Annotated in this window: 7 protein-coding genes; 6 read left to right on the top strand and 1 reads right to left on the bottom strand. The window is 57.6% G+C overall.

Annotated elements, in window-relative coordinates:
* The first annotated feature begins 47 nt into the window (after positions 1-47).
* Positions 48-332, top strand: coding sequence for a helix-turn-helix domain-containing protein (locus C8K63_RS04505; protein WP_019649822.1), 285 nt, complete (start codon positions 48-50; stop codon positions 330-332).
* 255 nt (positions 333-587) lie between these two features.
* Here C8K63_RS04505 and C8K63_RS04500 read toward each other — a convergent pair whose 3' ends face one another.
* Positions 588-1,037 (bottom strand): antitoxin Xre/MbcA/ParS toxin-binding domain-containing protein, encoded by a 450-nt coding sequence (locus C8K63_RS04500; protein WP_108215596.1) that lies wholly within the window; start codon positions 1,035-1,037, stop codon positions 588-590.
* Between the two features lie 144 nt (positions 1,038-1,181).
* Here C8K63_RS04500 and C8K63_RS31195 point away from each other — a divergent pair, with 144 nt between their 5' ends.
* The 5 genes from C8K63_RS31195 (at position 1,182) to C8K63_RS04475 (ending at position 11,805) form a co-directional block, all read left to right on the top strand.
* Positions 1,182-1,370 (top strand): AbrB/MazE/SpoVT family DNA-binding domain-containing protein, encoded by a 189-nt coding sequence (locus C8K63_RS31195; RefSeq protein WP_108215594.1) that lies wholly within the window; start codon positions 1,182-1,184, stop codon positions 1,368-1,370.
* A gap of 285 nt (positions 1,371-1,655) precedes the next feature.
* Positions 1,656-3,488: an AAA family ATPase gene (locus tag C8K63_RS04490; protein ID WP_108215592.1), complete on the top strand. Its 1,833-nt coding sequence runs from the start codon at positions 1,656-1,658 to the stop codon at positions 3,486-3,488.
* 2 nt (positions 3,489-3,490) lie between these two features.
* Positions 3,491-4,135, top strand: coding sequence for a 4Fe-4S single cluster domain-containing protein (locus tag C8K63_RS04485; RefSeq protein ID WP_108215591.1), 645 nt, complete (start codon positions 3,491-3,493; stop codon positions 4,133-4,135).
* Positions 4,136-4,147: 12 nt separating this feature from the next.
* Positions 4,148-10,456, top strand: a complete 6,309-nt coding sequence (locus C8K63_RS04480; protein ID WP_108215590.1) for an AAA domain-containing protein — start codon at positions 4,148-4,150, stop codon at positions 10,454-10,456.
* The gene (locus tag C8K63_RS04475; protein ID WP_108215588.1) at positions 10,453-11,805 is read left to right on the top strand and encodes a hypothetical protein; all 1,353 of its coding nucleotides are present in this window, start codon (positions 10,453-10,455) and stop codon (positions 11,803-11,805) included. Before C8K63_RS04480 ends, C8K63_RS04475 begins: the two co-directional genes overlap by 4 nt.
* Positions 11,806-12,005: the final 200 nt, after the last annotated feature.

Genomic DNA, 12,005 nt, shown 5'->3' with positions numbered 1-12,005 from the left:
TATAGAGTTCAAAAAGGCTTCATCGTTCCTTTTGTGGATTAAGCAAAATGGAACTGAAGGAAGCGTTCGCCATTGCGTTACGTAACACACGGCTTCGCCGGGGCTTGACCCAAGAAGATTTTGGAATCGTCAGTAGCAGGACATATCTCAGTACGCTTGAGCGCGGCCTTAAGAACGTTACATTGGAAAAGGCATCGGAGCTTGCCGATAGAATGGGGGTGCACCCGCTTACCCTCCTTCTTGAGAGTTTTTTGCTCCTCGATCCGGATACAGATTTAGATTCGCTGCTTGAGCGTATTCGGCGTGAAATCAATACGGACCAGAACTCTTAGCTCGGAGCCGGTGATGTCGAATTATTGCGGAGCGTTGTCTGGTGTCTCGTACTGAGTCAGGTATATCGACCATGAGCAACTTGAGGGTTCCGGGGAAGTCCCCCTAGTCAATCTCAAGGTATACGAGAATCTCCAGCATGGTCCCGATGGCGTGCTGGCCAGGTAGGCGACTGGTTTCCGGCGATATGTCACCTGCCGTTGACCAGCCTCTCCCTGCGGCCTGTCCTATCTGCAAAGTGCTAATGCGCCATAGAATCAGAATGCTAACCCTTCTGCTAACTGAATCAGCTTCTCCTCAACCCGGCGGGTGCCCTGGATGGTTGAAAGCATCGCAATTGGGCTTTTACCCGAAAAGCAATCCTTGGACTTGGAGAGCCAGTGCTTGGCCTTTTCGTCGTCCCCGAAGAGCGTCTGGGCCATGGCGATGATGTGTGCAACACGAAACAGGCGATAGCTCTCGTCTACCGTCAATCGCTGGCCGCGCGCCAGCTTGGTTTTGAGAGCTTTGAGCGAAATTATCTGGTCGTGCTCTAGCGGACTCATTCTGCCAAAGTCGCAAAGGGCTTTCACATTACCAGCCGAGAAACCAGCTTCGATCAGTTCGTGGATGTCCCGATCTGAAGCGTCCGTGGGGATTTGGAGAAGTACTTCCAACCGCACCCGGTAGGCACCATAAGCATTCTCGCGCAGAATTTCAGCAAACATAGGGCACCCTCTTGTTCGGCATTTTCGGTGCACCTTTCGCGACAGGCAGCGACCGTCCATCACCGGCCGGTAATATCCGTCCGAGTAGAACTAATCATGAGCATAATGAAACGTCCCCTACGATGGAATGAGAGTTAAACGATCATGAGCGAAAACGAACGCTGGACAGTCAAATGCCAGGAAACCGCGGATGGAACTGGCGACGTCATCGTTGATCTGCCACCAGAACTGCTTGCGAGATTAGGTTTAGGCCTTGGGGACGAGTTAACTATCGAGATGGTAGATGGCGTGATAGTCCTGAAACCGAAGCACAATACGTCGTCCTCGTCCTGAACTTTGCTCTACTCGTCAGAACTGCCTCGATTTGTCGAAAACCGGTAAGAACCCAAGCCCGCTTCCCATTGCGGTTTTTTGACTTGGGATCGCCTTCGAAAATCCATCTTTTTCAAGCAAGAATATTGATCGCCCCTCTATCCAGTGTCGATTCTCCGAGGACGAACACGGCGACCAATCTGGTTGAACCCCTATCATTTCCCAAAGCTTTGGTTGAGTTGGGCTGGAAAATACCTGCAGTGAGCAATACCCTGCGTGTATCCGCCGAACGTTACGAGCTGAAATATGTCAGGGACTAAGATATTTGAAAGCCCACGTTGGCTGCGCGACCTGTTGCGCTTCCTGCCGCTGAAGAGCCAATTCGTACTGTCAGGCAACATTCGCGATCTGCAAGCAAGCGAAGTGACACCTGGGACAGTAACCGCGCAGAGCTTCAATCAGACTCTTTGTAATGAGCTGCTCGATGCAGGCTATGCCCACGTGCTTGTCTGGGACCCGGTATCCGGTTTCCGGTCCATTGGTAAGCCCGGTACTGATCCTGCAACTGGCCAGACATTCATGCAGGAACTTGGTTTGACCCTAATTGACGGGGTCGCGCCAGCAGGTATCGATCTGTTAAGCGCCACCTTACCGCGCCTGGTGGGCCGAACCGGCGAGCCCGTCGCGCTGTTGGTCGACTTCGCTTCGCGCCTAGTAATGCGCAACGATTCACTCAACGCTGCTGAACACCAACTGTTCACCCAAGCTCTGGTGCAATCCCATCAGGCCCGTAGCCGTCCTGCGACTGAGTTGCGTAAACCGTTCTTTAACTCTCTGATCTGGCTAGTGGAAAAGGAAGGTGATCTACCTGATTGGTTTTTGGTCGACAACCCACGCCTTCGCCATATTCCGGTGTCCAAACCTGATCAAGTTGTCCGCCGAGCACTCGCGCCCGCTCTGCTAAAAGCGCTCACAGGTAGTCAGGGCGCCAGCGAAGAAACCACTACCCAGGCTGTTGAAGCGTTTGTACAAAACACTGAGGGGCTGTTGCTACTCGATCTCAGTGCCATCGCGCAATTGGCACGGGTAGAGAGTGTACCTATGGAAAAGATCGCCGATGCCGTGCGCCGCTATAAGATCGGTGTTACCGAAGACCCTTGGCTAAAAATTGATCGTCAGCGAATTCGCCAGGCAGACGCCATCGTTCACCAGCGGGTCAAAGGCCAAGAGCATGCAGTGACTCACATGCTCGACATCGTCAAGCGCGCGATGACCGGTGTCGGCGCCGCCCGCAAGGGCAATCGGCCCAGGGGCGTGGCCTTCCTCGCCGGCCCGACCGGGGTGGGCAAAACTGAATTGGCCAAGACCATCACCAGTCTGCTGTTTGGCGACGAAAGCGCGTATATACGCTTCGACATGTCAGAATTTAGTGCTGAACATGCAGATCAGCGCTTGATCGGCGCACCGCCCGGCTACGTTGGCTATGACGTCGGCGGCGAGTTGACCAATGCGATTCGGGAGAAACCGTTCAGCGTGGTGCTATTCGATGAAATTGAAAAAGCCCACCCCCGCATCCTCGACAAATTTCTGCAGATCCTTGATGACGGTGTACTCACCTCCGGCCGCGGAGATCGAGTGTACTTCTCTGAAGCACTGATTGTGTTCACCTCCAACATTGGCATCTACCGTCAAGGCGACAACGGCGAACGGGTGGCTAATGTGCTGCCTGGCGAAGCCTTCGAACAGGTTCAGAACAAGGTGCATAGCGAGATCGACCGGCATTTCAAGCTGGTGCTTAACCGACCGGAAATTCTCAATCGTATTGGCGAGAACATTATCGTCTTCGACTTTATCCGCGAGGATGTCGCCGTACAAATCTTCGAGCAGATGGTCAACGCTACCTTTAGCGACCTCCAGGGACAGGAGCTGTTTATAGAATTGACAGCCGAGGCACGCCAAACCCTGCACAGCCTTTGCTTGCAGGACCTATCCAACGGTGGACGGGGTATCCGCAACCAGTTGGAAGCACGCCTGCTCAACCCCTTGTCGCGAGCGTTGTTCGACCAGGATGCGCAGCCAGGTGAACATTTTACGATCACCAAGTTGACTAATAGTGGACTGATGATGGAACGTCATTGAGCATGGACTTGAGCCTGTCGCGCGTGCATTTTCCGGTCACTACCCTGGGCCCCGGCCAGCGCCTGGGCATCTGGTTTCAAGGCTGCAGCATCCGATGTCCTGGCTGTATTTCTGCCGATACATGGGGGCCAGGGCAGCGTCGACTGTCAACGGCACAACTGCTGGATCAGATTACGCCCTGGCTGGACGTGGCAGACGGCATCACGATTTCAGGCGGCGAACCGTTCGATCAGTTTGATGCCTTGATCCGCCTGCTCCAAGGCCTGCGTCGTCTTAGTCAGGTCGATATTCTCGTTTACAGCGGTTATTCCCTGGAACACCTCGATGACCAACTGCGCCAGGCCAGCGGCCTGATCGATGCGTTGATTAGCGACCCCTACGACGAAGCCATCAGCCAAACTATGGCTCTGCGGGGAAGTGACAACCAACGCCTTAACTTGCTTACCCCCTTGGGTCGGGCGCGCTTGGGCGACTTTGAACGCCTACTGATGACCACCGACAAGGCACTCGACCTAATGTTCGACGAAACGGGCAGCGTGTGGATGGCCGGTATTCCTCGGCGCGGTGATTTGCTGCGTTTGCGCGACCTGCTGCAGGACCAGGGCCATCAATTACAGATCAGCGCACACGCAACGCGACGCCGCTGAATGGAGTACCCCATGATTCGTTTCTGCCCCAATTGCAACACCGAGCGATCGCTTCAGGAGATGTTCTGCGAGGGATCCATCTTCGAGATGGCCTGTGGCTGGGATCTCGCTGGAGAACCCATCCACCCTGAAGGATGGCGTCCCCAGGCCATTACGACTCAGGAGACCATCGCCAGAGTGAGCCCAGCACCGGACAACGCAACGGTCTTGCTTTGTGAAAATGGTCACTCGATGGACCTAGGCGACCTGATGTGCCACGAATGTGGCGGCGAGCTCGCGCAATCGGTACCTTTCGCTTCCGTGCCAGACAGCGGCGAATCAGAAGCGGTCACGGAAACCCTGATCGATGGCTGGCGCTTGGTTCGAGAAATCAGCAACACCGACGGCGTTCGTGAGCGCTACCTCGTCGAGCACAACGAAACAGCACAACAAGCGGTATTGACCTTGTATCGATCCGGCTCTGAGCCGGATCCGGTGATCTACGATGTGATACGCCGGTTGCCTCGCGAGCATGTACCCGAGATCATCGTCACCGGTCGCTGGAATGATCGCGCCTACGAAGTTATTGAGGAACTTAGCGGTGGAACCCTGGCTGACCTTGGCAGCGTCATTCGCGATAACGCCAGCGTGCGTCACGTAGTCAGCGAATTGGGCCAGGCGCTGCATGTGTTCAATGAGGCCGGCCTTCGTCATCGCGACCTGCGCCCCGCCAGTCTTCTCGTTCGCTCCCGCGAACCGCTGGACCTGGTGATCAGCGGCTTCGGCTCGGCACGCCTGTCGGAGTTCGACCTAGATATCGTCTCGCCCCTAGAAACCAGTCGTTACATGGCGCCAGAGGCCATTGCAGGTGGCGTTGCAGCTGCCTCAGACTGGTGGAGCATGGGCATGATTCTGCTCGAGCAACTGACGCAGGGTGCCTGCTTCAGTGGCGTCAATGCCAATGCCTTCCTGATCCACGTACTGGCAAACGGCGTGCCGATCCCTGACGACCTCGACCCGCAACTCCATTTGCTGCTGCGTGGGCTGTTGGCACGCGACCGCCACCAGCGCTGGCAATGGCCGCAGGTCGAGGCCTGGCTTAACGGTATTGCGGTAGAGGCACCGCCCTCCTCCGTTCAACAGAATGATGAGGGCGAAGGCGCTACGCTGCAGTTAGGACCGCGCCGCTATCACTTGCCCGGCGTATTCGCCCTAGCAGCGGCACAGACGAACAACTGGCAACAGGCCCTCGACCACCTGCTTCGTGGGGTAATAGTGACCTGGGCCGAGCAGGTCAGCTTGGCGCCTTCCCTGGTCGCAGGTTTGCGTCAGATCGTTCAACACGAAGGCATCGAGGACGACTTCCGCCTGATGCTGGCACTGAAGGCTCTCAATCCAGAAATTCCTTTAATCCATCGCGGCGAGATCGTGACCCCAGGATGGTTGCTGGAACACCCCCTGGAAGGCTATCGCCTGATCAGCGGTTCGGTTCCAGACTTGCTCGAGCAGCTACAGACTGACCATTGGCTGTCGCGCCTGAAGACCCGCGCGGAAAGTGTCCGTCAGCGTGCCTTGCATCAACATATCGAGCTGGTCGAGGAGCCGTTACGGATTTACTTGCTATCGACCTCGCGTGCCAAGTTGGCGACGCAGTGGCAGGAGCGCCAACGACTACTTCCCGACACCGATCACCCGGGGCTGCTGTCACTTTCAGAGCGCCGGGTAATCGCGGAAGAGGATCTAATTGTGCTGCTCAGTGCCGCGATTAGCCAGTTCCGTTCGGCCAGCTCGATCATCGAGGAGGCCGCCGAACTAGCCAAGACCGCCGACGTCAGCTGGTTCGATACTGAGACTACGGGTGAACTGCTGCTGCATTCACGTCTGGAGTTGTACCGTAGTGTCGATGAGCGCATTCGCGGCTTCGCCCGCTCCGGCGTGGCGACAGTGGACCAATGGGCCGAGCACTTCCGTCTGGAGCGGCGCATGCCATTGGCTCAGATGTTGGTGCTGCTGGCCATTCCGTCCAACCAGTGGCTGGAGCCACAGAAACAGCAGTATGTGTCGCAGATCCTCGAGTTCTTCGAGAAGAAGGTAGTGACCGCCGTGATGCGCGGTCCGTTGGTGCGCATGAGCATTGGCAAGACCACCGCCCGCGTTGACGTCAACGAACTGAACAGCGAACGCAGTCCGGCCGCGGCCTTGCTCGACCATCTGTTGCAACGCAATGCCAATGCGGTGAACCTGGACCCGGAAAGCTTCCAGCTCAACAGCCAACTGGAATCACGCCTGCATGCCCTGTACCGGCAGAGCGCGCTGTACAAACGCGACACCGGTATCGATGGCCTTTATTTAGGTTTCCCATTCCTGCTCAACCGCGATGCACGCGGTACCACGCGTACGCGGATCATCCCGTTGTTGCTGTGGCCGGTTAAGCTGCAGCTTGAACTGGGCAGCCGTGGGCACGCCGCTCTGGCGTTTGACAGCGAGCGTGAAGAAATTCGGCTCAACCCTGCCTTGGAAAGCGTGCTCGGTACCGAAACCTTCAAGCGTTGGCGTAAGACAACCGATGAACTACTAGGTCGCTCGTCGATCCGCGCGGCGGATGTGATGGATGCCTTCGGTATGCTCGCTACCATACGCTCGCGGGTGCTCGGCAGTTTACCGCCCAGTACCGTGGAAATTGCTCCTTACCAAGATGAACTGAGCTGCGCTGCGGTACTTTTTCATGTGACTTTCATGGGGCAGGCGATCGGCGAAGACTTGCGCCAGCTGAAGAATCTGTCGCCTGTCGGCACCGGCTTGGAAACTGCATTGCGCCTCAAAGTAGCCGATGCAGCTGTGCCTGTGACACCACCAAACGAGTTGCAGCGGTTCTTCACTGTTGCCAGCGACCCGTCCCAGGAAGCGGCGGTGATCCAGGCACGACATAGTCCAGGGCTACTTGTTGAGGGGCCGCCAGGTACAGGTAAGAGCCAGACCATCGTCAATATGGTCGCCGACGCCATCGGCCGTCAGCGCAGCCTGCTTGTTGTTTGCCAGAAGCATGCCGCGCTAGAAGTGGTGTACAAACGCCTGGTGGCTGAAGGTCTGGGCCAACGCATCGTTATGCTCAATGACGTCAACCGCGACCGCGAACCGGTTATCCGTAGCATCCGCGAACAGCTGGAGCGTTTGTTCGCTGACGGCACTCGGCCGCCAAGCTGGCAGCGACAACGCGAGCAGATCGCTGCCCGTATCGAAGCCCTAGAGGGTGAACTCGACCGCTTCCACCAGAGCTTGCACCGTCTAGATGAAAGCACCGGCCTCAGTTATCGCCAACTGCTCGGCGAGCTGATTGAATTGGAGGCAGGTCCTGAGCCAATCGAGTTCCCGGCCTTACGTCAACGATTGGTAACACTGGACCTCGCCAGCCTGACGCGTTTAGAGGAAAACTGCGCCCCTCTGATACGTCTGTGGCTACCCTCTCGCTTCGAAGGCAGCCTGTTGAAGCAGTTGAAGCCATTCGCCGCCGACCGTGCGACCTTGCAGGCCTTCACTGACAACCTGAACAGTTTCACCCAGGCCGAGATTAACCGTCAGGCCACGCTGCAGACGCATTCGGCCAGCTTCGAAATCGACGATCCGACGCCGTACCGTAGTTGGATAGCGTCCCATGTCGCTACTCTGCTCGGTTTGAAAGAAGAGCAACGCCTACGCTTGGCGCGCTGGCTGCCATTGTTCCGCAGCCGCGAAGTCGGCCAGGCGCCGAGAGGTGAGTCGATTCTCGGCGAACTACGCCAGCTCGATCAGCAGCTCGGTCAGCTGGACCAGGACCACTACGCAGCCACGCTATCGCCAGCACTGAGTCTGGTTGAGAGCAAGACACTCAGGCATTTGGCGCACGACTGCGCCAAGGTCATGGCTACCCGAACCTGGCTGGCGAACATCAACCCGTTGCATCTGCTGCGGCGCAAGCGCTTGCGCAACGTTCTTCAACAGCAAGGGCAAAGTCTAGCTGCTGATGTCCTCCCGACTCTGCACGCCGCGATCCACCTGGAAATTCAGTGGCGTCCTCTGCGCGCCGAGTTGGCGACACTGCATCAGGTACTAGAGCTGGAGACCGTGAGCCAGCAAGCCTGCCTGGAGTTGGTCAGCACAGTGAAGAGCGACATCCGCCACCTACTAGAGATCCAGGCGCTGGCCCGCGCCATAGCGCAATCGCCGCGCCCTGAGGAAGCCGACGAGGCCGTCCTGGCTGGAGACAAGCAACACCTCGAGGCGCTTCTCAACAATCTCGACGCCTCGTTGATGCGCCACGGGGTCCGCCAGTCCAGCCTTGACCAGCTCAAAGTGCTCGGTGATTGGCTGGGCGATGAGCTGGTGCAACAACTGCAACACGCCATCGCGCACAACCTGAACAATCAATTGACGCTTGATCGCCTACATGAGGCGCAGCCGTTTCTCGCCGCCTATCAGTCATTCCGTGGCCGCGCTAGTCAGCTGGCCGAGCCGGATCTGGAGCTACTCGCACTGCTGAGACAGCGCCAGGAGCAATTGGACGGCATCGCACCCGAGCAACTGGAGGCCGCCGTAAGACGGTTGCTTAATCGCGAAGCGCGACTAGGTTGGAAACATCGACTTGAGCAGGCCTACCCCGAACTGCTGTTCAGTCAGGATGAGGCTCGGGCCAAGGTAGCCAGCCTCGCTCAAGCCGACGCGCAGATGCGTGTGCTCAACCGAGAGTTACTCGCCAACGGCATCGACCTTACTCGCCTGGGCAATCACAAACAGTGGGAGGACGTCACCCGACTAACGGGCAAGCGCTCGCGGCGCCTGCGCGAATTCATCGAACTGGGCAGCCACCTCGGTCTAATGAGCTTACGTCCGGTATGGTTGATGAACCCGGACGTGGCCAGCCGTGTGCTGCCGCTTAAGGCCGGCCTGTTCGATACCGTGATCTACGACGAAGCTTCGCAGATGCCTGTGGAATTCGCCTTGCCGACCCTGTTTAGAGGTCAGGTCACCGTGGTCAGCGGCGACGAGAAACAGATGCCGCCGACTGCTTTTTTCTCCAGCCGCATCGAAAGCGACGAAGCCGAAACATTCGATGGCGACGAGCCTGACGCTGACGCTGACGAGGAACAACGCGAAGCCTTCGAAGACACCTGGAATCGTCGCGAGATCAAGGACTGCCCTGACTTGCTGCAACTGGCGCGCACCGCCCTGCCCAACACAACATTGCAGATCCACTACCGTTCGGCCTACCGCGAGTTGATCGGCTTCTCCAATGCCTCATTCTACGGCAACCGTCTTAACGTCCCGGTCCGTCATCCGCAAGCGAACATTCTGCGTATCAAGCCTCTGGAGCTGATCGAGGTCGGGGGGCTATACCAGAACCAGAGTAACGCCGAGGAAGCCGAACGTGTCGTTGAGTATCTCAATGAACTCTGGCAGCAACCCTACGATCTGCGTCCCTCGGTCGGCGTGGTCACGTTCAACCGAAAGCAGGCAGAGTTAATCGAGGAGCACTTGGAGCAGCGTGCGGAACAGGACGAACTTTTTCGTGCTGCCTACACCGAAGAGCGCGAACGCAGTGAGGACGGCGAGGATATGTCAGTGTTCGTCAAAAACGTGGAAAACGTACAGGGCGATGAGCGCGACGTCATCGTCTTCTCTTCGACTTTCGGTCGCAACAGTCAAGGCACCTTCCGTCGCAGCTTTGGTGTGCTCGGACAGACCGGCGGCGAGCGTCGCCTCAATGTGGCGGTGACCCGTGCACGACGCAAGGTGGTGATGATCACCTCGATGCCGATCGCCGATATCTCCGACATGCTCAACACATACCGCGCGCCGATCAGCCCGCGTGACTACTTGCAAGGCTATCTGGAGTACGCGCGCGCTCTATCCGCGGGTGAGTTCGGTAGTAGCGGTAAACTGCTTGAGCGCTTGCAGACAGACCGAAACGGCCAGCAACGAGAACAAGGCCAACGCCGTGATGGTTTCGTCAGACTGGTCGGCGAGTTTATTCACTCCCTGGGCTGGCAGGCCGCCCCTGCCAGCGAGGGCGACGCCTTCGGTCTCGACTTCGCCATCGAGAACGCCAGCACGGGCCTATACGGCATCGGCATCGAATGCGATGCCCCGTGCCACGCACTGCTAGAGCGCGCCCGCGCCCGGGAAATCTGGCGTCCGACCGTACTGCACCGTGCCATCCCTCATATTCACCGAGTCTCGTCACAGGCTTGGTATCACAATGGTGAAAGCGAGCGTGCACGCCTGCGTGAAGCCATTGAACAGGCCATGCAGGCCACGCCCCCGTCGCAACAGACGCCCACTACAGCCGATACGGAAACCTGCCTATGAGTGGTCCGAAGGTCGTTCGCATTGTCACCCGGGAAGAAATCATCGCCATCTGCGAAGGCCACCTACAACGCCTGGAGCTGGTCTTGACACGTTGGCAGGCGCAAGCCAGTAAGGTCGGAGAGCTGAACGAACAGGAGCGCGTCGCCACCTTCGCCCGACGCGATCGCCTGCGCGCCCTGTTGGCGCAAGAGCGCTTTGCTGAGCTGCAGAAGGCCGTACCGGCCGAGATCGAGCACCTACGCCGAGACCTGGAGGATCGCGAAGAACGCGCGATTATTCGTGCCGCTCAGCGACGCCAACGCGAACGACGCCTTAAGGAGAACGCCGCAACATTGCTCGAGGCATTGCAAGCGTGCTCCGAAGGCGCCGATCAAGACCTGTTGCGTTCTCTCACGCAATTGGCCAACGGCATCATCAAGGAAGATGGTGAGCGTCTACTGGCTGCGGGTTTCGTCCAATTGGCCAAGGCCGATCAGAAAGAGACGCTCAGCGAAGCCCAGCGAGCCTTGGCACAGCAACTCAAGGTCGATGACACTCCGAACTCCTTGAACGAATGGATGGCTGCCCGACACCCTGATACCTTGCCCGATATACGCCTGCAACGCATAAACCGACACATCGCTGAACTGCAGCTGCTGCAGGGTACCGGCAGCGCCGCGTCATTCCTTCAGGCGCAGGAAAGAGCCGAGGCGGAACCCGAATCGCAACGGCGTAATCTGCTGCTCGACAGTCTTGTCCTCGACTTGGCCTCATCCACTCGTACTTTCAAAAACAAGCGAGAGAGCCTCCAACGGCTACAGGACTTGGCCAGCGAAATGGAAACACAGGTAGGTACTGACTATACCGCGCTGTTAAGTCAAATCAGCACCTGTACTACCGTCACCAACCTAGAGACGATTGCGGGACTGACCGAGCAGTGTGAAGCCTTTATGGCAACCCATTTGCAGGCCGAAGCGGCCTTGGCCCGTCGCGAAGCCGTGCTAAGTGGATTGGCGAGCCTCGGCTACGAAGTACGCGAAGGCATGGCGACCGCTTGGGCGGAAACTGGAAAGGTCGTACTGCGTAAAGTAGCCACCCCCGGCTATGGCGTAGAAGTTGGCGGCAAGGCCGACAGTGGTCGTCTGCAGGTTCGTGCAGTAGCTCTCAGCGGTGACCGTGACAAAACCCGGGATCGAGATATTGAAACTATTTGGTGTAGCGAGTTTCAGCGGTTACAGGCGCTGTTAAAAGATAGGGGCAGCCAGTTATTGATCGAGCGCTCCCTCTCAGTAGGTGAAGTTCCGCTCAAAGAAGCGAGCGCGTCCATACAGGTCGCGGAAGCGGTCATTGCTCAGCAAAAAACAGTATAAAACACTACAGTACACCGCTCTCGTAAGCGCGGCTTTCTCACATTCTGCTCAAATGGTGTGACGGAGTCACAGAGCCCCATCGATTAGCATCGTTCTTTGCTGAACACAGCGCTCAGTGCGGCCTTGAAAGCCCGCCCAACGAACGTTAACTAGCGCCCGCTCAGAGTCGATTGCAGCCTTCGTGACAGACCGCCATGGTT

The organism is Pseudomonas sp. GV085 (assembly GCF_003050925.1).
Taxonomy (GTDB): Bacteria; Pseudomonadota; Gammaproteobacteria; order Pseudomonadales; family Pseudomonadaceae; genus Aquipseudomonas.
This window is presented reverse-complemented; position numbering and strand designations above follow the sequence as displayed.

Bases quoted from the DNA above. Each gene is read 5' to 3' on its own strand.
- C8K63_RS04505 (WP_019649822.1), top strand. From the start codon at position 48: ATGGAACTGAAGGAAGCGTTCGCCATTGCGTTACGTAACACACGGCTT.
- C8K63_RS04500 (WP_108215596.1), bottom strand. From the start codon at position 1,037: ATGTTTGCTGAAATTCTGCGCGAGAATGCTTATGGTGCCTACCGGGTG.
- C8K63_RS31195 (WP_108215594.1), top strand. From the start codon at position 1,182: ATGAGCGAAAACGAACGCTGGACAGTCAAATGCCAGGAAACCGCGGAT.
- C8K63_RS04490 (WP_108215592.1), top strand. From the start codon at position 1,656: ATGTCAGGGACTAAGATATTTGAAAGCCCACGTTGGCTGCGCGACCTG.
- C8K63_RS04485 (WP_108215591.1), top strand. From the start codon at position 3,491: ATGGACTTGAGCCTGTCGCGCGTGCATTTTCCGGTCACTACCCTGGGC.
- C8K63_RS04480 (WP_108215590.1), top strand. From the start codon at position 4,148: ATGATTCGTTTCTGCCCCAATTGCAACACCGAGCGATCGCTTCAGGAG.
- C8K63_RS04475 (WP_108215588.1), top strand. From the start codon at position 10,453: ATGAGTGGTCCGAAGGTCGTTCGCATTGTCACCCGGGAAGAAATCATC.